The 23,613-nt window shown below is 42.6% G+C and carries 27 protein-coding genes; 25 read left to right on the top strand and 2 right to left on the bottom strand.

Features of this window, described 5'->3' with window-relative positions:
- The first annotated feature begins 320 nt into the window (after positions 1 to 320).
- The 19 genes from wecB to folK all read left to right on the top strand — a co-directional run bounded on the left by wecB (position 321) and on the right by folK (position 16,114).
- Positions 321 to 1,475, top strand: a complete 1,155-nt coding sequence (wecB, locus tag PCY07_RS01040) for a non-hydrolyzing UDP-N-acetylglucosamine 2-epimerase (protein ID WP_003019164.1) — start codon at positions 321 to 323, stop codon at positions 1,473 to 1,475.
- Complete coding sequence (locus tag PCY07_RS01035) at positions 1,475 to 2,263, top strand: hypothetical protein (RefSeq protein WP_049489150.1); 789 nt, start codon at positions 1,475 to 1,477, stop codon at positions 2,261 to 2,263. Before wecB ends, PCY07_RS01035 begins: the two co-directional genes overlap by 1 nt.
- A gap of 142 nt (positions 2,264 to 2,405) precedes the next feature.
- Positions 2,406 to 3,716 carry a glycosyltransferase gene (locus PCY07_RS01030; protein ID WP_003019113.1) on the top strand — a complete coding sequence of 437 codons (1,311 nt, stop codon included), beginning with the start codon at positions 2,406 to 2,408 and terminating at the stop codon, positions 3,714 to 3,716.
- 8 nt (positions 3,717 to 3,724) lie between these two features.
- Entirely contained in the window at positions 3,725 to 4,828 is a 1,104-nt protein-coding gene (locus PCY07_RS01025) for a glycosyl hydrolase family 8 (RefSeq protein ID WP_049489151.1), read from the top strand.
- A gap of 224 nt (positions 4,829 to 5,052) precedes the next feature.
- Positions 5,053 to 5,445 (top strand): DUF1033 family protein, encoded by a 393-nt coding sequence (locus PCY07_RS01020; RefSeq protein WP_037617571.1) that lies wholly within the window; start codon positions 5,053 to 5,055, stop codon positions 5,443 to 5,445.
- Positions 5,446 to 5,530: 85 nt separating this feature from the next.
- Complete coding sequence (gene comGA / locus PCY07_RS01015; protein WP_003019098.1) at positions 5,531 to 6,472, top strand: competence type IV pilus ATPase ComGA; 942 nt, start codon at positions 5,531 to 5,533, stop codon at positions 6,470 to 6,472.
- The gene (gene comGB / locus PCY07_RS01010) at positions 6,405 to 7,436 is read left to right on the top strand and encodes a competence type IV pilus assembly protein ComGB (RefSeq protein WP_193390612.1); all 1,032 of its coding nucleotides are present in this window, start codon (positions 6,405 to 6,407) and stop codon (positions 7,434 to 7,436) included. Before comGA ends, comGB begins: the two co-directional genes overlap by 68 nt.
- Entirely contained in the window at positions 7,433 to 7,750 is a 318-nt protein-coding gene (comGC, locus tag PCY07_RS01005; RefSeq protein ID WP_101770912.1) for a competence type IV pilus major pilin ComGC, read from the top strand. Before comGB ends, comGC begins: the two co-directional genes overlap by 4 nt.
- A complete protein-coding gene (gene comGD, locus PCY07_RS01000) occupies positions 7,740 to 8,144 on the top strand; it encodes a competence type IV pilus minor pilin ComGD (RefSeq protein WP_003004513.1) in 405 nt (134 codons plus the stop codon). The genes comGC and comGD overlap by 11 nt, the downstream gene beginning before the upstream one ends.
- A complete protein-coding gene (gene comGE / locus PCY07_RS00995; RefSeq protein ID WP_070594723.1) occupies positions 8,110 to 8,397 on the top strand; it encodes a competence type IV pilus minor pilin ComGE in 288 nt (95 codons plus the stop codon). Before comGD ends, comGE begins: the two co-directional genes overlap by 35 nt.
- Complete coding sequence (comGF, locus tag PCY07_RS00990; protein ID WP_195227561.1) at positions 8,387 to 8,839, top strand: competence type IV pilus minor pilin ComGF; 453 nt, start codon at positions 8,387 to 8,389, stop codon at positions 8,837 to 8,839. Before comGE ends, comGF begins: the two co-directional genes overlap by 11 nt.
- Complete coding sequence (gene comGG / locus PCY07_RS00985) at positions 8,796 to 9,260, top strand: competence type IV pilus minor pilin ComGG (protein ID WP_229040369.1); 465 nt, start codon at positions 8,796 to 8,798, stop codon at positions 9,258 to 9,260. The genes comGF and comGG overlap by 44 nt, the downstream gene beginning before the upstream one ends.
- A gap of 30 nt (positions 9,261 to 9,290) precedes the next feature.
- On the top strand, positions 9,291 to 10,244 hold the full coding sequence (locus PCY07_RS00980; RefSeq protein ID WP_003019156.1) for a class I SAM-dependent methyltransferase: 954 nt from the start codon (positions 9,291 to 9,293) through the stop codon (positions 10,242 to 10,244).
- Positions 10,245 to 10,295: 51 nt separating this feature from the next.
- Entirely contained in the window at positions 10,296 to 11,489 is a 1,194-nt protein-coding gene (locus PCY07_RS00975; protein ID WP_023919646.1) for an acetate kinase, read from the top strand.
- A 72-nt stretch (positions 11,490 to 11,561) separates the two neighbouring features.
- A complete protein-coding gene (locus tag PCY07_RS00970) occupies positions 11,562 to 12,293 on the top strand; it encodes a CPBP family intramembrane glutamic endopeptidase (RefSeq protein WP_195227560.1) in 732 nt (243 codons plus the stop codon).
- Positions 12,294 to 12,454: 161 nt separating this feature from the next.
- The gene (folP, locus tag PCY07_RS00965; protein WP_003019077.1) at positions 12,455 to 13,405 is read left to right on the top strand and encodes a dihydropteroate synthase; all 951 of its coding nucleotides are present in this window, start codon (positions 12,455 to 12,457) and stop codon (positions 13,403 to 13,405) included.
- Positions 13,406 to 14,716, top strand: a complete 1,311-nt coding sequence (locus PCY07_RS00960) for a folylpolyglutamate synthase/dihydrofolate synthase family protein (RefSeq protein WP_003019185.1) — start codon at positions 13,406 to 13,408, stop codon at positions 14,714 to 14,716.
- A gap of 8 nt (positions 14,717 to 14,724) precedes the next feature.
- Entirely contained in the window at positions 14,725 to 15,279 is a 555-nt protein-coding gene (gene folE / locus PCY07_RS00955; RefSeq protein WP_003019101.1) for a GTP cyclohydrolase I FolE, read from the top strand.
- A gap of 25 nt (positions 15,280 to 15,304) precedes the next feature.
- Positions 15,305 to 16,114, top strand: a complete 810-nt coding sequence (gene folK / locus PCY07_RS00950) for a 2-amino-4-hydroxy-6-hydroxymethyldihydropteridine diphosphokinase (RefSeq protein WP_003019125.1) — start codon at positions 15,305 to 15,307, stop codon at positions 16,112 to 16,114.
- A gap of 335 nt (positions 16,115 to 16,449) precedes the next feature.
- Here folK and PCY07_RS00945 read toward each other — a convergent pair whose 3' ends face one another.
- Both PCY07_RS00945 and pepA read right to left on the bottom strand, forming a co-directional pair.
- Complete coding sequence (locus PCY07_RS00945; RefSeq protein ID WP_003019066.1) at positions 16,450 to 17,934, bottom strand: DUF1846 domain-containing protein; 1,485 nt, start codon at positions 17,932 to 17,934, stop codon at positions 16,450 to 16,452.
- A gap of 244 nt (positions 17,935 to 18,178) precedes the next feature.
- Complete coding sequence (pepA, locus tag PCY07_RS00940) at positions 18,179 to 19,243, bottom strand: glutamyl aminopeptidase (RefSeq protein WP_014712788.1); 1,065 nt, start codon at positions 19,241 to 19,243, stop codon at positions 18,179 to 18,181.
- Positions 19,244 to 19,385: 142 nt separating this feature from the next.
- Here pepA and PCY07_RS00935 point away from each other — a divergent pair, with 142 nt between their 5' ends.
- From PCY07_RS00935 to PCY07_RS00910, 6 genes are all read left to right on the top strand, one after another.
- Positions 19,386 to 19,676, top strand: a complete 291-nt coding sequence (locus PCY07_RS00935; RefSeq protein WP_045759005.1) for a DUF4651 domain-containing protein — start codon at positions 19,386 to 19,388, stop codon at positions 19,674 to 19,676.
- Positions 19,673 to 19,990: a thioredoxin family protein gene (locus PCY07_RS00930; protein ID WP_049517977.1), complete on the top strand. Its 318-nt coding sequence runs from the start codon at positions 19,673 to 19,675 to the stop codon at positions 19,988 to 19,990. Before PCY07_RS00935 ends, PCY07_RS00930 begins: the two co-directional genes overlap by 4 nt.
- Positions 19,991 to 19,999: 9 nt before the next feature.
- Positions 20,000 to 20,626, top strand: a complete 627-nt coding sequence (ytpR, locus tag PCY07_RS00925) for a YtpR family tRNA-binding protein (RefSeq protein WP_301355822.1) — start codon at positions 20,000 to 20,002, stop codon at positions 20,624 to 20,626.
- A gap of 104 nt (positions 20,627 to 20,730) precedes the next feature.
- Complete coding sequence (locus tag PCY07_RS00920) at positions 20,731 to 21,126, top strand: single-stranded DNA-binding protein (RefSeq protein WP_003004675.1); 396 nt, start codon at positions 20,731 to 20,733, stop codon at positions 21,124 to 21,126.
- 185 nt (positions 21,127 to 21,311) lie between these two features.
- A complete protein-coding gene (locus PCY07_RS00915; protein ID WP_156672040.1) occupies positions 21,312 to 22,295 on the top strand; it encodes a substrate-binding domain-containing protein in 984 nt (327 codons plus the stop codon).
- Positions 22,295 to 23,611, top strand: a complete 1,317-nt coding sequence (locus PCY07_RS00910; protein ID WP_049489162.1) for a sensor histidine kinase — start codon at positions 22,295 to 22,297, stop codon at positions 23,609 to 23,611. The genes PCY07_RS00915 and PCY07_RS00910 overlap by 1 nt, the downstream gene beginning before the upstream one ends.
- Positions 23,612 to 23,613 lie beyond the last annotated feature (2 nt).

Below are 23,613 nucleotides of genomic sequence, written 5' to 3'. Positions count from 1 at the left end.
TCTAAAGAAGTCAGAACTAGGTGTTCTGTTTTTTTGTTTCTAAAAATAACAAAAAATGACTAATAAATGTATAAAAAAACTATTATTATTTTACTAAAAATTTAAGCTTCTCAAAACCAAAGGATTAAAATATTGATAATTAGTGATCTTAGTGGATATGTATTACAAAGCCTAAAATAAATAAATGACTAACTATTAGTAATTTGTAAATAAAACACGAAAAAATGTTTGACAATTAAACTAATTGGAGGTAGAATGAGAAAAGATGTACATATATTTAAAAAATGTTGATATAGCATGCATTTCAACGGGAGAAGTTTATGGAAAAATTGAAGATAATGGTTGTTTTTGGAACTCGACCCGAGGCTATAAAAATGGCTCCTTTGGTGTTGGAATTGCAAAAACAAAGTGAAATAATTCAAACCGTCACGGTAGTCACTGCTCAGCATCGTCAAATGCTGGATCAAGTCTTAGAGACCTTTAAAGTTGTACCAAATTACGATTTGAATATCATGGGAAAAAGCCAAACCTTATTAGAGATTACAACTAAAATTTTAGATAAATTAGATCCAATCATTAAAAAAGAAAAGCCAGATATGGTATTGGTTCATGGAGATACAACAACTACTTTTGCTACCAGTTTAGTTGCTTTTTACAATCAAGTAAGAATTGGCCATGTCGAAGCTGGTTTACGGACTTTTGATAAATATTCTCCATTTCCAGAAGAGATGAATCGCCAAATGACAGATAATTTAGCAGATCTATATTTTGCACCGACTGGCGAAAGTAAGGCCAATCTATTAAAAGAAAATCATTCCGATTCTTCTATTGTGGTCACAGGGAATACAGCTATTGATGCACTGAAACTCACTGTTCAGGAAGATTATCATCATGAGGTCTTGGATCGATTGGATCCAACCAAAAAATTGATCCTCGTAACGATGCATCGAAGAGAGAATCAAGGATCACCGATGAGAGCTGTATTTGGTGCTTTAAGAGAAATGGTCGATCAAGAACCAGATATTGAAGTGGTATATCCAGTTCACCTGAGTCCGGCAGTACAAGAAGTAGCGCACGATCTTTTGGGAAATCATGAACGAATCCATCTCATCGAGCCGTTAGATGTTTTTGATTTCCATAATTTAGCTTCTAGAAGTTACTTTATTATGTCAGATTCTGGGGGTGTCCAGGAAGAGGCTCCATCATTAGGAAAACCAGTATTGGTATTGCGAGATACGACAGAACGCCCAGAGGGAGTTCAAGCAGGAACCTTAAAATTAGTCGGTACGGATCCTGAAACTGTCAAATCTACGATGTCAGAGCTGTTAAATGATGAAAAACTGTACTTTGAAATGGCGAATGCACGAAATCCTTATGGGGACGGAAAAGCCTCTGCCCGAATTGTACAAGCTATTAAACATTATTTTGCTTTGGGAGATGCCGCTGAGGAATTTCATGAGGGAGATGAAAACTAATGAAAAAAACTGATAAGTTAAGTAGATGGTTGCTGATTCTGATCGTTTTTGAAGTTCTTCTATTTCTGTACTGCTTATTTTTTGCAAAAGAAATTCTTATTGAAGAAGGACTGTTCTTGATAACAGGGTTATTTGCTGCTATTGTTTTGTCTGATTTATTATTGACGTGGACGATCCTTCTTTCATTTGCCTTTGGAATTGTATTCTTAGTTGCAGGTATTGTCTATATTCCATTTCACCAGTCTTTGCTACTACTCTTCAGTTTTCCGCTATTGATTGCAATCTTAATTCAAGTTCGAGATCATCTTTTCAAAGAACATGCAAAAATAAAAGATCAGGAAACAGAAGCTGATGTAGATTATTGTAATCGATTTGAATCCTTTGAGGATCGAAATAATACGAAGATCCAAGCCTTATTAATTCACTGGTCTCATGAGGAATTATTTTTCCAATTACAGCCTGAAGAATATAGCCAAATGTTGAACCAAATCCACGATCTTTTATCCCAATATGTCAAACATGATGAAAGCTTATATTATGTATCGGATGGTAATTATTTATTTTTATCTTCTGATAGCCAGAGGGATTTGAAAAACGAATATGACTCCGTGATAAAAAATCAATTGGAAAACCTTGTTTTTTGTGGAGAAGATGGAGAGCAATCGGTCCAATTTCAATCAGGATTTGTTGTAGTGGATCAAACAAATAAAACCAAGTATGGTGATTATAAAGATTTGATTAGTCATTTAAAACGTCAACTAGAGACAGATATCATTGTTGAATATTAGGAGGGAAATATGACATTAACGAATTTATTTTTTAACATGGCCGTAGGTATCAGTGTATTTTTTGTTTTATGCTTCATTGTATTATTTGTGGATTATATGATGATTTACCATTCTGTGAATAAAAATTTTAAGGCGGTGCACCATGATTAGTCAAATTGTGATGATTATTGCCCTGGTTTCGATTTGGTTATCTTTAGCCTGGGGACTGGTGATTCTCTTCTCAGCCGTTCATTTTTGGTTCAAACATAGTGATTTTCGTGTCAATACGGATCCCCTTCCGTATTACCCTAAAGTGACTATTGTTGTACCAGCTCATAACGAGGATGTGGTCATTGCTCAAACAGCCAAAGCGATTCTTGACATGAACTATCCACATGATCGTGTCGAATTATTGCTGTTTGCAGATAATTGTTCGGATAGGACCTATGAAGAGTGTCTTTCAGTCCAAGCATTGCCAGAGTACGCAGGACGCGATTTAACAATTATTAATCGAAGCGGAACAGGTGGAAAAGCTGGTGTACTTAATGATGCTTTGAAGATGGCTACAGGAGACTATATCTGTGTTTACGATGCAGATGCTATGCCTGAAAAGAATGCGCTTTATTTTTTAGTGAAGGAAGTACTTAAAGATCCGGAACGTCATGTGGCATCCTTTGGTCGAAATAAGACGCGAAATGCAGGGCAAAATTTTTTAACACATTGTATCAATCAAGAAATTGTCGTCACCCAACGGGTTCACCATGTCGGTATGTGGCATCTCTTTAAGATTGGACGGATTCCAGGGACAAACTTTATTATCCAAACCGAATTTGTAAAGAGTATTGGAGGCTGGAAAAATGGTGCCTTGACAGAGGATACGGATATCTCCTTTAAGATTATGCAAAGTGGGAAGTTGATTGCTCTCGCGTATAATTCAGAAGCTTTTCAACAGGAACCAGAAACTCTGAAGAGTTATTATATGCAACGTAAGCGTTGGGCAAAAGGAAATTATGAGGTAGTTCTTTCCAACTTTAAACATCTATTTGGAAAAGGAAATTGGCGTGTGAAGTTGGAAGTCATTAATTACTCCTGCATCTTTTTCTGGTTTAATGCAGCGATCATTTTATCAGATTTGATTTTTTTCGCAAACATTTTAGCTATCTGTATCCATTCAGTCGTCCCAGGAGTTCAAATACCATTTGCCTTTGATTCTGATAATATTTATATTGCTCAATTAATGTTGTTTAATTGGATTTTGATGATTGGAATTTATCTTCTTCAGATCAATGTTGCACTAGCATCGCAGTTTGGTCAGGCAACGATCAAACAAATTTGGTTAGCCCTGGCCGCGTATTTCACCTATTCACAACTGTTTATTATTGTATCTGTTGATGCTGTTTCTTCTATTGTGATGGATAAACTGTTGCATCGTGAGGGAACAAAATGGGTTAAAACAAAACGATTCGCGGGGTAGGAGATCTTATGAAAATGAAAAAGTTTAGATATTTATGGTTTGTGATTATTCTTTGCATTTTCTGTATGACCTTATTTTTTGCGAGAACTAGAAGCAAGATAGAGATGCGAAATCGAATCTATCGCCAGTGGAATCAACAGTTTGTTGTTTCAAAGGGGAAGGAATCTTATATTCGTACTACCAATGATTCAAATCAGACAGTCGTCTTATCTGAGGCGCAAAGTTACGGGATGTTGATTACAGTAGAAGCTGCAAAAAAAGGTCAGGCCCACCAAGAAGACTTTGACCGTCTCTATCAATATTATCTGAAACACCGCTTAGGGGACACCCAGTTGATGTCTTGGAAACAAACGATCTCAGATGGAAAGGTTGCAGCTGAGGATCATAATGCAACAGATGGGGACCTTTATATTGCTTATTCTTTGCTAGAAGCGTCCCATCAATGGCCGAAGCAAGCTAAAAAATACCAAGCTCAAGCTAAAGCTATTTTAGGAGATATCTTAAAATATAATTACAATGAAGAAACAGGTGTTCTAACAGTTGGAAATTGGGCTAATGGGGATTCGGATTTTTATCATTTGATGCGGACTTCTGATACACTGCCAGCACAATTCCAGGTCTTTTATGAAGTTACGCAAGATCCAAAGTGGTTAGATATTAAAGAAAAGATGTTGAAGCAACTAGATACGATTAGTTCGCAATCGAATACAGGTTTATTACCTGATTTCATTTGGGTAGAGGAACAGGGAACTCGTGTGGCCGATCCGAACACGATTGAATCTAAGTATGATGGGTCTTATTCTTATAATGCTTGCCGTCTTCCATATAATCTCGTTCAAAGTAAGGATCCAGTCAGTCAAAAAATGGTAAAAAAAATGTTAGGTTTCTTTAATGATCAGAGAAACTTATATGCTGGATATGATTTGAAAGGGAAGGCATTGAATAATCATCAGGCTGCAAGTTTCCTTGCACCAATAATTTTTGCGTCTGAAAGAGAAAAGAGTTATTTAAAATTGGTTCAACAGAATAAATATATATTTACACAGGATCTTCCTCTTAATAACTATTATGATGCAACAATGACAACCATGATCGCACTTGAACTGTTCTAATCATTTGAAGTTAGAAAAAGAGTCTCACAAGATAGCACTTCTATTTTGTAGGGGCTCTTTAATTATTTTCAAAAAAAAGTCCCAAACTGAATCTGACCGTCTATTTTCAAAAAAAAGAAATGGAAAGTTTATGAAAATTACTTGAAAATTCACTCTGTGAGCAGAAAGCTTTTATTCTCAAAGGATTTTCTATATAATAGAGGATACAAAGGATGGAAGAGTTTATGTATCGAGTGATTGAAATGTTTGGGGACTGTGAGCCCTGGTGGTTTTTGGATGGATGGGAAGAAGATGTCGTCAGTAGTCGGAAATTTGAAGACTATTATCAGGCTTTAAAATACTACAAGCAGAAGTGGTTAGATTTAAATGCGCACTTTCCAAGTTATAAGAGTAGAAGTGATCTCATGACAGTTTTTTGGGATTCCAAAGAGCAAGAGTGGTGTGAGGATTGCAGTGAAGATGTGCAGTTATTCCACTCGCTCGTTCTTTTGGAAGATGAACACAAAATTCCAAAAAGTAAGCTCCGTCCAGGTTACGAAAAAGAAAAAGGGAGTCGGAAACACCGTTCTTGTCAATTTACTCTCGACCCGAATAAGAGTACAAAATCCCTGTCATAAGAAAAATCAGAAGATTTTTTAGAGCGATCTAGAAAGTCTTCTTTTTTGTTTTCTTTTTCGAATAGTATAAGTGAGAGGAGGAGCTATGGTTCAAGAAATTGCAAAAAAATTGATCCGTATGGGGAAGAAGGAAGAAGCTCAGGATCTCTACTTCGTTCCTCGGAAGGAGGAGTATCAGGTTTTTATGAGGGTCGGAGATGAGAGGCGTTTTGTGCAATCCTTTCCTTTTGAGGAGATGACGGCTATTATAAGCCATTTTAAATTTGTAGCAGGGATGAATGTGGGAGAAAAAAGGCGCAGCCAGCTAGGATCGTGTGATTACCCTTTGGAGAATGGAGTGGTTTCGATTCGCTTGTCGACGGTGGGGGATTATCGTGGCTATGAAAGCTTGGTCATTCGGCTTTTGCATGATGAGGAACGCGAATTGCGGTTTTGGTTTGATCAATTGCCAGACTTGAAGAAGAAATTGGCTGGTCGTGGGCTTTATCTCTTTGCGGGTCCCGTTGGTTCGGGAAAGACCACTCTCATGCATGCTCTGGCGCAAGAGCGCTTTGCAGATCAGCAAGTCATGTCCATTGAAGATCCTGTCGAGATCAAGCAAGAGAATATGCTTCAGCTCCAGCTGAATGACCAGATCGGCATGACCTATGACAACCTGATCAAACTCTCCTTACGTCATCGACCGGATCTTCTCATTATTGGGGAGATCCGAGATAAGGAAACGGCCCGTGCAGTTGTACGAGCTAGTTTGACAGGGGTCACCGTCTTCTCTACGATTCATGCCAAGAGCGTTAGAGGTGTTTATGAGCGCCTTTTAGAGCTTGGAGTGAGTGAGGAAGAACTCAAGATTGTTTTACAAGGTATTTGCTACCAACGATTAATTGCAGGAGGAGGTGTTGTCGATTTTGCAACGGAAAACTACCAAGAGCACTCGGCCAGCCGCTGGAACCAACAAATGGATCTCTTGGCTCAATCGGGATATATCCAGCTGGCTCAGGCGCAAGCCGAAAAAATTATCTACCGCTAAACAAAAGCAAATCATCGAATTATTTTTGAATCTTTATTCGAGTGGTTTTCATCTGTCTGAGATCGTCGATTTTCTGGGTCGCTCCCACCTAGTGGAGAGTCGGTTGGTCTCTCAGATGCGGGAAGATCTCTCTCGTGGGAAGAGTTTCTCAGATATGATGGCGGGGATCGGTTTTTCAGATGCGGTCACGACACAGCTGTCTCTCGCTGAGCTCCATGGCAATCTTGCATTGAGCTTGGAGAAAATCAGTGCTTACTTAGAAAACATGTGCAAGGTCAAGAAAAAGCTGATTGAGGTCAGCACTTATCCTCTTATCTTGCTTGGATTTTTGGTTCTGATTATGCTAGGCTTGCGCAATTATTTGCTCCCTCAAATGGATGCTCAAAATATTGGGACGCAATTGATCAGTTCCTTCCCCCAACTCTTTTTGGCCTTAGGAGCGGGACTGGTGGCCTTCTTCTTACTCGGCTTTCTCTATTACCGCCAGTCAGGCAAGATCAACGTTTTTAGAACTTTGTCTCATCTGCCTTTCGGTAAAGGCATGATTCAAGCTTATTTGACAGCCTATTATGCCAGAGAATGGGGAAATCTGATTGGGCAAGGATTGGAATTGTCTCAGATTTTTTCCATGATGCAGGAGCAAAAATCCCAGCTTTTTCAAGAAATTGGAAGGGATTTAGCTCTTTCTTTAGATCGTGGCCAGTCCTTTTCAGAGACGGTCAGGGGGTATCCTTTTTTCAAAAAAGAATTGCCCCTTATGATTGAATATGGTGAAGTCAAATCAAAGCTCGGAAGTGAGCTAGAAATCTACGCTGAAAAAACCTGGGAAGATTTCTTTCGTCGGGTTCACAAGGCTATGAATGTGATACAACCTTTGGTGTTTGTCTTTGTAGCTCTTGTGATTGTGTTACTCTATGCAGCCATGTTGCTGCCGATTTATCAAAATATGGAGGTTCATTTATGAAAAAATTAAAAACCTATAAGGTAAAGGCCTTTACACTTATTGAAATGTTGGTGGTCTTATTGATCATCAGTGTGCTCTTATTGCTCTTTGTGCCGAATTTGACCAAGCAAAAAGACTCCGTGAAAGAGACAGGAAATGCAGCGGTTGTGAAGGTGGTCGAAAGCCAGGCTGAATTGTACGAGCTCAATCATACCAATGACCAAGCCACTCTAGCAAAACTGATTGCTGATGGAAATATTACCAACAAACAAGCAGAATCCTACCGTGCCTATTATGCGAAAAATAGTGGAGAAACTCGTGCGGTTGCAGATTAAGGCCTTCACTTTGGTGGAGACCCTTCTGACCTTGATGATCGTCAGTTTTATCTATCTGGGCTTATCGGGATCGATCAAGACGAGCTTTCAGCAGGTGGAAGAAAAAGTATTTTTTGCAGAGTTTGAACACCTCTATCAAGAAAGCCAGAAGATAGCACTGGCAAGGCAAACGGAATTGGATGTTGAAGTGACTGCAAGGAAGATTCAAACGCCTTATCAGACGGTGGAGATTCCTGATTCTGTTATTTTGCAAGATCCTAAAACTATTCGTTTAGACCGTGCAGGTGGCAATTCATCCCTGGCCAATGTTCACTTTCAGACACAGAGAGGAGTGGTGACCTATCAACTGTCGCTTGGAAATGGGAAAATTAAAAAAAGCATCCGTTCCCGCTAGTATTCTCATAGAATCTTTGGTAGCCTTGGGTTTATTTGCCATGATTACGACCTTATTGTTAGGGGAGATCCGGCGTTCGCGCAAGGAGCGACTAGTGGATTTCAAAGAGGTAGAGGTCTTATCTGTCGCTCAAATGGCGCTTCAGACAGGGCAAAATCATCTGGAGGCCAATGGTATTCAGGTTCAAGTCGAAAAAGATGCCGATCAACTCACGGTCTATCATCAAGGAAAGGTGGTGCTGCATGTGGAATAAAGGAAAGGTCAAGGCCTTTACCCTGCTCGAAGCCTTGGTCGCTCTCTTAGTGCTTAGTGGGGGAGTGTTGGTCTTTCAAGGCTTGACCAAGCTTCTGCATGCTGAATTGGACTACCAGGCGCATCAAAAGCAGGAAGAATGGATACTTTTTCAGCAACAATTGCAGGTGGAATTGGACCGGAGTCATTTTGAAAAAGTGGCGGACAACCATATCTACTTGGTTCAGGATCGAAAACCAATTGCTATTGGTCAATCTAAAGGAGATGACATCCGAAAAACAGATGATAAGGGCAGGGGCTATCAGCCTATGATTTCAGGTGTTCGCTCTAGCCAAATTTGGCAGGAGGGAGATTTGCTTCATCTGCGGTTGGATTTTGAAGAAGGTCTAGAAAGGGAGTATGTCTACCATGTGGTACCAGCGATACAAAATGAAAAAAGTTAAGGCTGGTGTCTTGCTTTACGCTCTCTTGATGGCAGCGATTTTTTGTCTCTTGCTTCAGTTTTACCTGCACCGTCAGGTTGCGGAGAGACGAATCTTAAAGACGAGTCAAGAGCGTCTTCGGGCCTATGCGTTGGTGCAATTGGCTCTTGAAAAGAGAAAGAGTGATGAGAAGACATCAGAGATTCATTTAAAGTCTGGAACAGTTCAGCTAAAGAAGGATACTGGTTTTCTTCATGCCCAAGCTGAGATGGATGGCGAAAGCTATGAGTTTGTCCTTCCTGTGAGAGAAGAAAAGGAAAGCAAGAAGAGCCAAAAAGAAAAGAAGACACGGAAAGATAAGGCGACGGCAGGGAGCGAAACGCCTTCTGAAGAGACGCCAAACGAGATCAAGGAACCATCAGAAAATAGCGAAAAAGACTAATTTTTGGTATGATAGGGTGCGGAGGAAATCATGAATTTCGAAAAAATTGAACAAGCTTATACCTATCTATTAGAAAACACTCAAAGTATTCAAAATGAATTGTCGACCAACTTTTATGACGCCTTGATTGAACAAAATGCCATGTATTTGGATGGCAAGACTGATTTAGACATTGTTAAAAACAATAGCAAAAAATTAAAAGAACTAGGTTTAAGTAAGGAAGAATGGCGCAGAGCCTACCAATTCCTTTTTATGAAAGCTGCTCAGACAGAACCTTTACAAGCGAATCACCAGTTCACACCAGATGCGATTGGTTTTATCATTACATTTTTGATCGATCAGTTGGCTAAAAGCGACCAACTGGATGTCTTAGAAGTGGGAAGTGGAACCGGAAATCTAGCTGAGACTATTGTCAACAATAGCCGTCTCACGATTGATTACTTAGGATTGGAAGTAGATGATCTCTTGATTGACCTATCTGCTAGTATCGCAGATGTGATGGAGTCTAGCGTTGTCTTTGCACAAGGCGACGCGGTGCGTCCACAAGTGTTGAAAGAAAGTGACTTGATCGTTAGCGACTTACCGATTGGCTATTATCCAGATGATGCGATTGCACAGCGTTATCAGGTGGCGAGCTCCGAAGGCCATACCTATGCCCATCACCTCATGATGGAACAGGCTCTGAAATATCTGAAACCTCAAGGAGTTGCCATCTTTTTAGCTCCAAATAACCTCTTGACAAGCCCTCAGAGTGATCTGTTGAAAGCTTGGCTAACAGACAAGGCCCAACTCCTTGCCATGCTGACCTTGCCAGAATCTCTTTTTTCAAATCCAGCCTATGCTAAGACGATTTTCGTCCTACGAAAACAAGAAGAAGAATCTGTTCAGCCCTTTGTCTATCCTTTTACCGATCTCCAGGATCAAGACCAAGTGGTTCACTTCATGGAAAGTTTCCAAAACTGGTTAAAGGATAGTGAAATTTGATCAAAGATCTGATATAATAGAGGAAGTGAAAACGCTTAATGAGGTGAATATATGTCGAAAACAATTTCTATTAATGCAGGAAGCTCTAGTTTGAAATGGCAATTGTACCAAATGCCAGAGGAAACTGTTCTTGCAAAAGGGTTGATTGAACGGATCGGTTTGAAGGATTCTATTTCAACCGTTAAATTTGATGGACGCTCTGAAAAACAAGTATTAGATATCCAGGACCATACACAAGCTGTAAAAATTTTGTTGGATGATTTGATTCGTTTTGATATTATCAAATCCTACGATGAGATTACAGGTGTGGGCCACCGCGTCGTTGCTGGTGGAGAATACTTCAAGGATTCTGCCTTGGTAGATGACGAAGTCCTTCGAAAAGTAGAAGAATTGTCTTTGTTAGCACCTCTTCATAATCCTGCAAATGCAGCTGGAATTCGTGCCTTTAGAGAGATTTGTCCAAATATTACCAGTGTTGTGGTATTTGATACTTCTTTCCATACAACCATGCCGGAAAAAGCTTATCGTTACCCTCTTCCAACTAAATATTACACAGAAAATAAGGTTCGTAAATATGGCGCTCATGGAACCAGTCATCAGTATGTAGCTGGTGAAGCTGCTAAACTTCTTGGAAAACCATTAGAAGAATTGAAATTGATCACCTGCCACGTTGGAAATGGTGTATCTGTTACAGCGGTTGACAAGGGAATCTCTGTCGATACCTCAATGGGCTTCACCCCTCTAGGTGGAGTCATGATGGGAACCCGTACAGGGGATCTCGATCCAGCGATTATTCCTTACTTGATGGAGCATACAGAGGATTTCAATAAGCCTGAAGATATCAGCCGTATCCTCAATCGTGAATCAGGTCTTCTGGGTGTTTCTGGATCTTCTAGCGACATGCGGGATATTCATACAGCGATGCACAATGGAGACGAAAAAGCCAAATTGGCATACGATATCTTTATCGATCGTTTGCAAAAATACATCGGTCAATACTTAGCTGTCTTGAACGGGGCAGATGCCATCATCTTTACAGCAGGAATCGGTGAAAATGCAGTAAACGTTCGTTCTTCTATTATCAATGGAATCAGCTGGTTTGGCTGCAAGGTTGACCCTGAAAAGAACGTCTTTGGAGTTGTCGGAGATATTTCCACAGATGATTCCCGTGTGAAGGTATTGGTGATTCCAACTGATGAAGAGTTGGTGATTGCGCGTGACGTTGAACGTTTCAAAAATCAGTAAACTGAAATAAAGTGAGAAGGCTGGAGGCGAAAGCCCCAGTCTTCTTATTTTATACAAGAAAGAGGTTGTCCATTGAAAAACATACAGTCTTTTGTTCGAGAGCACCCATTATGTAAGAATGCCCTCTGGCTCCTTCTTTTTGTGCCCTTATTCTTTCTCTCACAATTCCCCCTCATCACCATGGTTTATTCCCTTCAAGAAGGAGTAGATGCAAGGTGGGTCACTATCCTCACTCTCTTGGTGACAGTGGCGGTGCTCTTTGTTTTTTATAGGGTCATCAAGATGAGCCCTCTGCAGAACTTAGATGTTCGGGTTATTACCTGGCCAGCTCTGGGGAGAAATTTTCTTTTTCTTCTCTTGTTGATGGCTAATAACCTGCTAGCCTATCCCTTGTTGAAACAAGAGGCAGGTGGTACGACGGCAAACCAAGCGGCTCTGAATGAACTACAATCTCATGCTCCTTTTCTCGCTATGGGAATGGTCGTGATCCTTGTCGCTCCGATTCTAGAAGAGCTACTCTGTCGGGCCATCATCCCTCGTTTGATCTTTCGAGGGGCAGAACCGATCGGTTACCTAGCCGGTGCTCTCTTTTTTACTTACTTGCATGGACCGAGTACCCTAGGGGAGTGGGTAGCTTACGGAGGCATGTCCTTGATCTTAACTTGGGTGGCTTATCGCTATAAGCGGATCGAGTATAGCATCTGTCTCCATATGACCTTGAATGCGCTGGCTTATTATTATCCGGTGGTCATACTCCTTTGTTTATTGCCAGTATGGAGAGTTTTCTTCCATGATAAATTATGATAAAATGGTAGGTACCAATGAGTTTTGATGCAGAACCTTCGTACAGAAGGTCAGAAAAATAAGCAATTCGTATGGAGAATGAACTCAGAGGTTTAGAACATTTGTTCTAGCCTCTTTTGTTCGCAATCATGCTGTAGGAAGGGAATCAAAGGAGGACGAAAATGATTGATAATAAATGGCTGAGTGGCCAAGGGACCCTTCTTTGTGGGATCTTAAATGTCACTCCGGATTCATTTTCTGATGGCGGTAAGTATACGAGTGTGGATGCAGCCTTGCAGCAGGCGAGAAAACTGATCCAAGAAGGAGCTCAACTCCTAGATATCGGAGGAGAATCAACCAGACCAGGTAGTCATTATGTGGAGATCCAAGAAGAGATTGACCGCGTGGTTCCGGTGATTAAAGCCATTCGGAAAGAAAGTGATGTCTTGATCTCAGTAGATACCTGGAAGTCACAGGTGGCAGCCGCAGCGCTCGAAGCTGGAGCTGATATTGTCAACGATATTACGGGTTTTCTTGGAGATCCTAAGATGGCTGCTGTGGTTGCGGAGCATGAAGCGAGCGCGGTTCTCATGTTTAATCCAGTGATGGCAAGACCGCATCATCCAAGTTCCACTATCTTTCCACGTTTTGGTTTTGAACCAGTCTTTTCAGAGCAAGAGCTTCAACAGATGGCTCAAGAACCGATTCAAGACTTGATGTGGACCTTCTTTAACCGCTCGCTTGCGGTAGCGAAAGCAGCTGGTGTCCAGACGGATCGTATTATGCTGGATCCTGGGATCGGATTTGGTTTGACCAAGCGAGAGAACTTACTCTTATTACAAGAACTTGGGACGATTCACCAAAAGGGGTATCCGATCTTTCTAGGGGTCTCCCGCAAACGCTTTGTGGTCAATATTATTGAGGAAGCTGGATTTGAGACAGATCCTGCAACAGAGACTGGTTTTTGGAATCGGGACCTGGCTTCGAGCCATTTGACGAGTATTGCAGCCAGTCAAGGAGTCGAAGTAGTGCGGGTGCATGATATTCCCCTTCACAAGATGGCAGCCAGTCTGGGCCAAGCTATTTTCCAAGCCCAAGAGGCAGCAGATACCAATTTAAAACAATACAAGTAAATGAAGACAAAAGAACATCAGTTGGATCTTCGTTGGCTAGAAGCCTATCGTTCCCAAGATCCACATTTCGGTTTGGAGCGCATGGAAGCTCTCTTAGCTTTGAGAGGAAATCCTCACTTAGACTGTCGGGTCATTCATGTTGCGGGGACCAATGGCAAAGGCTCTACCATTGCTACTTTGTCCCAACTCTTGAGGCAGGCAGGCTTACGCGTTGGAGTCTTTACCTCTCCTTATCTGATCCATTACAATGACCAAATCACCATTAATGGCGAAGCCATTTCGGATCAAGACCTGCAAACCTACCTGGATAGTTACCAGCAGCTCCTGCAAGCTGAACAATCAAAGGCCGTCTTTCAAGGGTTGACGGAATTTGAAGTGATGACGGCGATTGCCTATGATTATTTTGCTCATGAGGAGCTGGATTACGTGATTATGGAAGTCGGTATGGGGGGACGACTAGACAGTACCAATGTCTGTCAGCCTGTTCTGACTGCGATCACCTCGATTGGCTTGGATCATGTTGCCCTTCTTGGGCCAGATCTGGCTTCCATCGCCCGTGAGAAGGCTGGTATCATTAAGCCAGGAATTCCTCTGGTTCTAGGAAAATTAGAAGCAGAAGCCAGCCAAGTCATAGAAGGTATTGCGATTCAGAAGCAGGCACCGATAACAGCCTATGACAGAGATTACCAAGTTGAGCTAGAGGCCTCTTGTCTATCGGGCCAATCCTTTTCTTATCACAGTTCTAAAAGAGAAAAAGCCTCTTATCAAGTAGCGCTCTTAGGTCATCACCAGGCCAGAAATGCAGCTCTTGCGATCAGTATCTGTGATGTACTTTTTGAAAGAGAAGGGCGTGAACTCTTGTCAAGAGAGTTAGTGGATGAGGCCTTGCATCAAGTCGTCTGGCCTGGCCGGATGGAAGTGGTCTCGCAAAATCCCATGATCTTGCTTGATGGGGCCCATAACCCCCACGCCGTTGCGCCTTTGATCGCAAGCCTTCGGGAACTGTTTCCAAGTCAAAAAAAGACCATTCTTTTTACCTGCATCCGGACCAAGGCCTTAGAAGAGATGCTCATTCAGTGGCAGGAACTAGAAAATAGTCGCTTGATCCTCACGACCTTTGAAGATCCAAGAGCCTATTCTCAAGAAGAGATAAGAGCTGCTGCGAAAAAGCATCAGCTTGAGGAAGTCAACTGGCAAGAGTTTCTACAAAACTGGCAAGCTGAAGGCGATGAGCTCCTCATTGTAACGGGGTCGCTCTACTTCCTTAGCCAGGTACGACCTTATTTATTAAAAACAGAAAAATCCAACTAGGAGATGATATGGATACAAAGAAAATTGAAGAAGCAGTGAAAATGATCATCGAGGCAGTCGGTGAAGATGAGAACCGTGAGGGACTTCAGGAAACGCCGACCCGCATCGCCAAGATGTACCAAGAAATCTTTGCAGGACTAGGGCAGACAGCAGAAGAGCATCTGTCTAAATCATTTGAAATCATTGATAACAATATGGTGGTCGAGAAGGATATCTTCTTCCATTCCATGTGTGAGCATCACTTTTTGCCGTTTTATGGAAAAGTGCACATTGCCTACATTCCAAATGGCCGTGTTGCTGGGCTTTCAAAACTGGCTCGTACGGTCGAGGTTTATGCTAAAAAACCACAGATTCAGGAACGTTTGACGGTAGAAATCGCAGATGCCTTGATGGAATATCTTGGAGCACAAGGAGCACTTGTCTGGGTAGAAGCAGAGCATATGTGTATGAACATGCGTGGTGTCCGTAAACCTGGGACCGCTACAGTGACAACTGCTGCGCGTGGACTACTTGCGACAGATAAAGACTTAAAAAATGAAGCCTATAAACTCATGGGCCACTAATGGCTGGCTATAAGAGGTGAACAGAGTGGATCAATTACGGATCAAGGACTTAGAGGTATACGCCTATCACGGTGTTTTTCCGGCAGAAAAAGAATTAGGACAACGCTTTGTCCTAGACCTATGGGTAGATTATGAGATGACTCGTGCTGCCCGCACAGGTGATTTGGAAGCTTCGATTCATTATGGGATCTTGGCGGAACAGTTGACCGAGTGGATGCAGGCAGAAAAAATCGATCTGATTGAAACGGTGGCCTTTCAGTTGGTGCAAAAGATTTTCGAAAGCTATTCCTTTGTAGAAAAAGTTCGTCTGGAGTTGAAAAAACCTTGGGCTCCTGTTCCCTTGCCATTGGAGACTTGTTCGGTGACAATCGAACGGGAGAAAAAACGGGCCTTTATTGGGCTTGGCACCAATATGGGAGATAAACAACTGCAACTAGAGACGGCGCTAGAAAAAATTAAGGATCGAGGCATTCGCCTTCTTCAGACATCCACAAGGATTGAAACAGAACCTTGGGGAGGAGTGGAGCAGGACACCTTTTTGAATCAAGTGGCAGAGGTTGAAACCTGGATGACCCCAGAGGATTTACTAGAGACCTTACTTGCCATTGAGCAGGAAATGGGGCGTGTCCGTGAGGTCAAGTGGGGGCCACGTGTGATCGATCTAGATCTGCTCTATATGGATGACACCATTTGTTACAGTCCGAGCTTGATCTTGCCGCATCCTTATGTGGCAGAACGAGCCTTTGTCCTAGAATCTTTGAATGAAATTGCTCCTCATTTTGTGGACCCTGTTCAAAGAAAGCCCATTCGCCAATTATGGGAGGCTGTCAAATAGTTTCTCTTCTTTGCATCATAAAAAAACAATCCCTGTTCGAGGGATTGTTGAGAGCGTAGATAAACGAATCTTTAATAAAATCTAATCACTTCTTTAAAAATTATACTCGTTATAGTTATTCAATCATATTCTGAAACTTTCCGCTGTGAGAAAAGTGCCTGAAACGACTCAGTTTCAGGCACTCGGAATTATTGAGACCTCAGGCTCAATAATTAGTCTTGGAACTTCGTAGAAGTTCGCTGACGTCCGTACTCACCTAAGGAAAGTTTTTTAAGAAGACTTTGTCTTCAATCTGAACACTCCCTCGAGCAGGGATTGTTTTTGTTTGTCTTAGTTTATTTACGATACAAGCGATCGTATTGGTAGACAGGATCCATGGTAACGTTGATACCGAGCTTGCGAAGGACGTTCTTGTCTTCGTCTGTCAGCATCACGGTTGAATGGGCTTCGCTACCTTTCAACTTGCCTAATTCTTGCATAGCAAGCTTAGCATCTTCGTTGCTCATGGCTGTAATGGCCAGGGCAATGAGGATTTCGTTCGAGTGAAGACGAGGGTTACGGCTGCCCAAATGATTGATCTTCAGGCCTTGGATAGGCTGCACGTATTCTGGCTCGATTAATTTGGTTTCTTTGTCAATATGCGCCAATTTCTTAATCGCATTGATCAAGAGGGCTGCGGTTGGGCCAAAGAGATCGGAGGTTTTTCCGGTTACCATCTCGCCGTTTGGCAATTCAAGGGCCAAGGCTGGCTCCCCTGTTTCTTCTTCTTTCTGACGAGCAAGAACGGTCACTTTCCGGTCATTTGGAGTAATGCCCAAATCATTCATCAAGAGCTCGATCTTCTTGACAGCTCCTTCACCGACACGCTCTGCTTTAACATCCAAAATGGTTTGGTAATAGCGACGGATGATTTCTTGTTGGGAAGCTTCAATCGCAGCGTCATTGTCCACAATGGCAAAGCCAACCATGTTGACGCCCATGTCTGTTGGAGAAGCATAAGGTGAGGTTCCTAAGATGCGTTCCAACATGCGCTTCAAGACAGGGAAGATTTCGATATCGCGGTTGTAATTGACCGTTGTTTCCCCGTAGGTTTGAAGGTGGAAAGGATCGATCATATTGACATCGTCTAGATCTGCAGTCGCTGCTTCATAAGCCAAGTTGACTGGGTGGTGCAAAGGAAGATTCCATACAGGGAAGGTTTCAAACTTAGCATAACCGGATTTGATCCCATTTAATTGGTCATGGTACATATTGGACATACAAGTTGCCAGCTTACCAGAACCAGGTCCAGGAGCCGTCACAACGACCAAATTGCGACTAGTTTTGATGTAGTCATTTTTCCCCATCCCTTCAGGAGAGATGATGTGGTCCATATCAGTCGGATAGCCCTTGATCGGATAGTGGAGATAAGAGGCGATCCCGCTCTTGTCCAGTTGTTTGCGAAAGGCGTCTGCTGCAGCTTGTCCAGCATATTGGGTGATGACAACGGATCCAACATAGATGCCGAGTTCATTGAATTTGTCGATCAAGCGCAGTACTTCTTGGTCATAAGAAATTCCTAGATCTCCACGGGCTTTTGAGTGCTCAATATTGTTGGCATTGATGGCAATGACAATCTCCACCTGGTCGCGCAATTCTTGGAGTAACTTGATCTTATTGTCTGGTTCGTATCCAGGGAGGACACGAGCAGCGTGGAAGTCCTCTAACATCTTACCACCAAATTCAAGGTAGAGCTTGCCATCGAATTGGTTGATCCGCTCAATAATGTGGTCACGTTGCAAGTTCAAATACTTTTCAGAACTAAAAGCTTGTTTTTTCATGTAAAACTCCTGTATATAAGGGAAGGGTCTGCCACACGAATCCAAGGATGAGTGTTCCGTTCCCTACCATTTCATTCTTTCATATTATATCAGAAAACAGATGGAAGATAAAATATTCTAAGATACTTTCCTAAGGGGAGTGTGGATGCCAAAGGGCTTAATGGTGACTCACGCTGGAAAGTTTCAAAGAGAACCTTGTTTTCCCTCTAAAAAAGCCCCTTACGGGGCTTCAGATCGATGCTACTTAATAGTGTTTGATCAAATCAACTGTAGAGCGATCCAATTTCTTAACCAATGCTTGTAAGAAGGCTTGCGCTTGCAAGAAATCATCCATGGCATAGAGGGTTTGGTGAGAGTGGATGTAACGTGCACAGACACCAATAGTGGTTGATGGGACTCCGCCATTCTTCAAGTGTGCTGCACCTGCATCGGTACCACCTTTGGCACAATAGTATTGGAATTTGATGCCCGCTTCTTCAGCCGTAGTGAGCAAGAAGTCTTTCATATTTGGTAGCATGATGTGACCTGGATCGTAGAAGCGAAGCAGTGTTCCTTCCCCGATCGCGCCCTGGTCTCCAAAGACATCGGCTGCTGGCGAACAGTCTACAGCAAGGAAGATTTCAGGATCAAATTTAGTGGTTGAAGTGTGGGCTCCACGAAGTCCCACTTCTTCTTGAACGTTGGCCCCTACATAGAGTTCGTTATTTAAGGCTTGTCCAGAAAGGCTCTTGGCCAATTCGCTGACCATCAAGACGCCGTAGCGGTTATCCCATGCTTTTGAGATGACGTTTTTACCATTAGCAGTAAGAATCGCAGAGCTATCTGGGACCAAGGTATCTCCAGGACGGACCCCATAGCTTTCAGCTTCGGCTTTAGAGCTAAAGCCAGCATCAAAGACGATGTCGCTAATGGCAGGTACGGTTGGTCCACCTGTTCCACGTGTCAAATGAGGAGGAACAGATCCTGAAATAGCAGGGTATTCACGTCCGTCACGTGTAAAGAGTTTGAAGCGTTGGCTGCTGACGACCATCGGGTTCCAACCTCCGATTGGGACAACACGGAAAGTCCCATCAGCTTTGATTTCGCTGATCATAAAACCAACTTCGTCCATGTGAGCAGCTACTAAGATACGAGGAGCATCGGCTGCTGTTGAATGTTTGACCCCAAAGATCCCACCAAGACCATCTGTCACGATTTCGTCCACATGAGGGGTCAATTGTTGGCGCAAATAATCCCGTACAGGAGCTTCATGACCTGAGATAGCAGGGATTTCAGTTACTTCTTTGATTTTAGAAAATAAATCAGTCATAGGTTACCTTCTTTCTGATGTTATTTTATCACTTTTTCTACAAGGATGGTAGCGTTATTATGGAAATCAGTCTCTAAAAGCGGAGGGAGAGATCTAGCCTAGACCGTTGTCCCTCTGCTTATTTTGTGTTACAATAGGCACTATGAAAGCTAAAAAAATTATTTTGTCTAGTCTGGCTCTAGCAAGTGCAGGAGCTCTTGCGGCCGGTGTTTATAAAATTGCCAAAGATCAAAAGCGTCTCCGTACCCAAGAAGAATTGGTAGCAGAAGTACGGGAGCAAATGGAAGCCATGGGGACGATTGCGACTCTGTATGTGGAACTCTACGAGTCTAGTGAAGAGCGCTTAGTAGGAGGCGTCATTTTTGAAGATGAGCGCCATTACCGCTTTGTCTATGAGGACGGTCTCTTGCATTATGAAGAGGAAAAACTATGATCACACCGAGTTCTCTAGAAGAAATTGCTTCATATGTAGAGCAAGATGGCAAGAAAGTGTTTGTCTTTTCAGCCGACTGGTGTGGGGATTGCCGTTACCTCAAGCCTTTTTTGCCGGAGATTGAGGCTGAAAATCCCGAATTTACCTTTATCTTGATTGACCGAGATGCCTATATGGATCTGGCGAAAGTCTGGGATGTTTATGGGATCCCAAGTTTGGTGGTTCTGGAAAAGAATAAGGAAATCGGTCGGTTTGTCAATCGGGATCGGAAAACCAAAGCGCAGATTACAGCATTCTTAGCAGGATTAAAATAGGAGAAAAACATGATTGTAACATACAACAAAGAACAAGTCGGCGATGTATTGATGCTGACCTTGAAAAATAGTGGAGAAGCAAAGCTCGCGGTGGAGAGAAAAGGAAAAGTGGCTCGCGTTTACCGTGAGGACAACCAAGAAACCGTTGCCTGGAATATCTTTGATGCCTCATCTTTCTTCGCCATCGAAGGCAAGGGCCAAGTCTTTTTGACAGATGAGCAAGTAGCTCGTTTAAATCAAGAATTGGAAGCAGAAGGCTTCGCAGAACGATTGGTCAATGATCAGGAACCAAAATTTGTGGTCGGAGAAATCCTTGAAATGGTGGCCCATCCAGATAGTGACCACTTGAATATCTGCCAGGTAGCAGTTGGACCAGACAAGACAGTTCAGATCGTAGCAGGGGCTCCAAATGCGCGAGTGGGTCTAAAGACCATTGTCGCTCTTCCAGGTGCCATGATGCCGGATGGTAGCTTGATTTTCCCAGGGGCCCTTCGTGGTGAAAAAAGCTATGGCATGATGTGCAGTCCTCGCGAATTGCACTTGCCAAATGCTCCTCAAAAACGAGGCATTATTGAATTGGATGATGCAGAAGTAGCAGGGACACCTTTTGATCCTGCTCGTCACTGGAACGAATAAAGAGAAGAATCTAGGATGTTTTGAATCCTAGATTTTTTTGATAATTTTGGTTTGTCACCTCCATTTTTTGAAATTTTTTCGAATAAATAGATAGGAGGTAAATGATGTATAATAAAGTTATTTTAATCGGTCGCCTAGTAGCGGCTCCAGAATTGCATAAAACCAGCACAGACAAATCCGTTGCCCGAGTGACCGTTGCGGTCAATCGTCGCTACAAGGACCAAAACGGGGAGCGAGAGACTGATTTTGTTAATGTGGTTGTCTGGGGGAAATTGGCTGAAACCATGGCTAGTTATGCCAGTAAAGGAAGCTTGATCTCTTTGGATGGAGAGATTCGGACACGCCGCTACGAGAAAAATGGGGTCATGCAGTATGTGACAGAGGTCCTCTGTCAAAGTTTTCAGTTGCTAGAGAGCCGCGCTCAGCGAGCGATGCGTGAAAATGGTGGAACGGGAGATTTGGCCGATATTATCTTAGAAGAGGAAGATCTTCCTTTTTAGAGGAGATAAAGAAAGCTGGTTTGTTAAAAGACCAGTTTTTTAATATTTTTCAGAGAGATTATTCGGTGTTTATTCTTTTTAAAAGGATTGGAAAATTGATCTGCACAATAAAAACCAGCACTTTTTTTGAAAAAGTAGTAAAATAAAGTAATATATATTCAAAATTTTCAGAAAAGGAACGGAGTTTGAAGGGGAAAGAAGAAAGAAAAGAACTGTTAAAATGGCTGATAAAACGGGTTCTACTGGTGATTCCAGTGACCTGCATCCTCTTGTGGATCTATGCCGTTTGTCAAACCAGTAGCATCAAGGATCAGACCAAGATCGGTGTCACCTATATGACCATGAACAATGAGTTCTATAAAAGTATTCATTCGGAAATAAGTCGAATTGCCGATGAGAAAGAGGCTCTTGTCTATGTCCGAGATCCAGAATTGGACGAAAAAAGGCAGAGCCAGCAGATCGATGATTTTTGCGCTCAAAAGGTAAATGTGATTGTGATTAATCCGGTCAAAGGAGATAGTCAGCCCATTTTAAGGGCTCTTAAAAAAGCTAGAAAACAAGGAATTAAGATCATTGCAGTTGATACCCAGATCAAGCATTTTAAGCCGGATGCCAGCATTGTCTCCGACAACTACCAAGCAGGAGTCTTGATTGCAAAAGAGCTGATGAAACGCTCTTCAAATGCTCGGATCCTTCTCTTGGAGCATAAGGGGACTGTTTCAGCAGATACGCGGATTCAGGGATTTAAGGATACCATCAAAGGACATGGGTCATATGAGATTATCTCGGAACTAGAAACCAAGGGTCAGACGGAGATCGCTATGCCAGCTGTCCGTAAGTTCTTGCAGTCAGGGGGAAATGTCGATACTCTAGTTTCCTTGAATGACCGTTCAGCTATAGGAGCTTTAGCAGCGATCAAGGAGCAAGGGATCACCCATCCCATTGCGATCTATGGGATTGATGGCTCACCAGATATGAAAGCCTTGCTGCACTCGACAGATGATGTTGTGGGAACCGTTGCCCAGTCTCCTTTGAAGATGGGAGACCGCGTGATGGAGGTCATCCAAGATATGGCTGATGGGAAGAGCTACCAAAAAGAAATAACCATTCCGGTTCAGATGATGACAAAGGAAAACATCGATCAATTTGATGTGAATGGGTGGCAGTAATGAGAAAATTTAGAGGTGTGAGATACAGTTTGGCCATCCTGATGGTCGTGAATTTTATCGCTGTGATGCTCAACAGTATCATCTATCTTCAAGCAACCAACTATATCATTGCCCAACGGCAAGCTTCTCTATTAGTAGAACGCTTAGAGCGTATTCCTTTTGCGCCCTCTACAACTTTTTGGTTGTCTGCGCTCTTATTTGCTGGAATTGCCTTGATCTCCATGAGTCGTTACCGGTCTCAAACGAGTCGATGGTCCATTTTTGATAAGTGGAACATTCTGGAGATCCTCCTGATGTTGCTCTTGATGTGGGTCCAAAATGTAGCTTATAACGGGCTCATTCTCTTGGTTTTTGCGGATATCTTCTATGGTTCCAAAGAGTTGAATACCAAGCGAGACCGCAAGTATTGGTTTGCTTTTATCCTAGTGAGTTTCTTGATGCTTCTTGTGACCAATTCAGACGTCTTTTCGCTTTTCTTTCCGATACCTTCTCTGGATGTCTATATTCATTTTTATCCTGCCTCCATTCGGATTCTGGCCTTTTTCTTAAAGAATTCCCTCTATGCCTTGAATATGGTGCTCTTCATTATTTCGCTTTTGTTCTATATTATGAATGTTCTTGCGGAAAACCACGAAGTGGAAGAAGAGTTGGCCATGGTTTCGAAGGTCAATACGGAGTTGAACAACTATATGGCCTTGTCTGAGAAGATTGCAGAAGATCGGGAGCGCAAGCGGATTGCTCGGGAGATTCACGATACCTTGGGACATGCGCTAACAGGGATCTCGGCAGGTTTAGATGCTGTCGGAGTCTTGATTGATATCGATCCCAATCGGGCAAAAGAGCAGGTGAAAAGTGTATCAGAAGTGGTTCGTGAAGGGATCCAGGATGTGAGAGGCTCTCTCAACCGCCTCCGTCCAGGTGCCCTTGAGGGACGAACCCTCAAAGATGCATTAGAAAAGATGATCCGCGAGTATCAGACGCTTTCCAACTTGCAGGTTGATTTACACTATGAATGGGTCGATGTCGATATGGACGTCATGATTGAAGATACGATTTTTCGTGTGATCCAGGAGTCTATGACCAATGCGGTTCGCCACGGTCATGCTAGCCGGATGATCCTTCATTTTTTTGAGGATGAAGAAGATTACCTGATCGAGTTGCAGGACAATGGGGTTGGGTTTGAAACCTTGACCTATGGCTATGGGCTCAAGCAGATGATGGAACGAATTTCTATCCTAGGAGGACAGCTTCAATTTGAAAGCCGCGATGGATTTTTCACGCGCGTGAGTTTACCGAAATATAAAGAAGGGAGATAGAG

This window comes from Streptococcus sp. SP1 (assembly GCF_030440005.1).
Classification (GTDB): domain Bacteria; phylum Bacillota; class Bacilli; order Lactobacillales; family Streptococcaceae; genus Streptococcus; species Streptococcus parasanguinis.
The sequence above is the reverse complement of the archived record's forward strand: the minus strand, read 5'-3'. Positions and strand labels throughout refer to the sequence as shown.

What these genes read in the sequence shown, in the direction of transcription:
- comGC (WP_101770912.1), top strand. Translation starts at nt 7,433, where the DNA reads ATGAAAAAATTAAAAACCTATAAGGTAAAGGCCTTTACACTTATTGAA.
- comGE (WP_070594723.1), top strand. Translation starts at nt 8,110, where the DNA reads ATGGGAAAATTAAAAAAAGCATCCGTTCCCGCTAGTATTCTCATAGAA.
- pepA (WP_014712788.1), bottom strand. Translation starts at nt 19,243, where the DNA reads ATGACTGATTTATTTTCTAAAATCAAAGAAGTAACTGAAATCCCTGCT.
- comGF (WP_195227561.1), top strand. Translation starts at nt 8,387, where the DNA reads ATGTGGAATAAAGGAAAGGTCAAGGCCTTTACCCTGCTCGAAGCCTTG.
- PCY07_RS00930 (WP_049517977.1), top strand. Translation starts at nt 19,673, where the DNA reads ATGATCACACCGAGTTCTCTAGAAGAAATTGCTTCATATGTAGAGCAA.
- wecB (WP_003019164.1), top strand. Translation starts at nt 321, where the DNA reads ATGGAAAAATTGAAGATAATGGTTGTTTTTGGAACTCGACCCGAGGCT.
- PCY07_RS01025 (WP_049489151.1), top strand. Translation starts at nt 3,725, where the DNA reads ATGAAAATGAAAAAGTTTAGATATTTATGGTTTGTGATTATTCTTTGC.
- PCY07_RS00935 (WP_045759005.1), top strand. Translation starts at nt 19,386, where the DNA reads ATGAAAGCTAAAAAAATTATTTTGTCTAGTCTGGCTCTAGCAAGTGCA.
- ytpR (WP_301355822.1), top strand. Translation starts at nt 20,000, where the DNA reads ATGATTGTAACATACAACAAAGAACAAGTCGGCGATGTATTGATGCTG.
- folP (WP_003019077.1), top strand. Translation starts at nt 12,455, where the DNA reads ATGATTGATAATAAATGGCTGAGTGGCCAAGGGACCCTTCTTTGTGGG.
- PCY07_RS00920 (WP_003004675.1), top strand. Translation starts at nt 20,731, where the DNA reads ATGTATAATAAAGTTATTTTAATCGGTCGCCTAGTAGCGGCTCCAGAA.
- PCY07_RS00975 (WP_023919646.1), top strand. Translation starts at nt 10,296, where the DNA reads ATGTCGAAAACAATTTCTATTAATGCAGGAAGCTCTAGTTTGAAATGG.
- PCY07_RS00960 (WP_003019185.1), top strand. Translation starts at nt 13,406, where the DNA reads ATGAAGACAAAAGAACATCAGTTGGATCTTCGTTGGCTAGAAGCCTAT.
- PCY07_RS00980 (WP_003019156.1), top strand. Translation starts at nt 9,291, where the DNA reads ATGAATTTCGAAAAAATTGAACAAGCTTATACCTATCTATTAGAAAAC.
- PCY07_RS01030 (WP_003019113.1), top strand. Translation starts at nt 2,406, where the DNA reads ATGATTAGTCAAATTGTGATGATTATTGCCCTGGTTTCGATTTGGTTA.
- PCY07_RS00945 (WP_003019066.1), bottom strand. Translation starts at nt 17,934, where the DNA reads ATGAAAAAACAAGCTTTTAGTTCTGAAAAGTATTTGAACTTGCAACGT.
- PCY07_RS00910 (WP_049489162.1), top strand. Translation starts at nt 22,295, where the DNA reads ATGAGAAAATTTAGAGGTGTGAGATACAGTTTGGCCATCCTGATGGTC.
- comGA (WP_003019098.1), top strand. Translation starts at nt 5,531, where the DNA reads ATGGTTCAAGAAATTGCAAAAAAATTGATCCGTATGGGGAAGAAGGAA.
- comGG (WP_229040369.1), top strand. Translation starts at nt 8,796, where the DNA reads ATGTCTACCATGTGGTACCAGCGATACAAAATGAAAAAAGTTAAGGCT.
- PCY07_RS01035 (WP_049489150.1), top strand. Translation starts at nt 1,475, where the DNA reads ATGAAAAAAACTGATAAGTTAAGTAGATGGTTGCTGATTCTGATCGTT.
- PCY07_RS01020 (WP_037617571.1), top strand. Translation starts at nt 5,053, where the DNA reads ATGTATCGAGTGATTGAAATGTTTGGGGACTGTGAGCCCTGGTGGTTT.
- folE (WP_003019101.1), top strand. Translation starts at nt 14,725, where the DNA reads ATGGATACAAAGAAAATTGAAGAAGCAGTGAAAATGATCATCGAGGCA.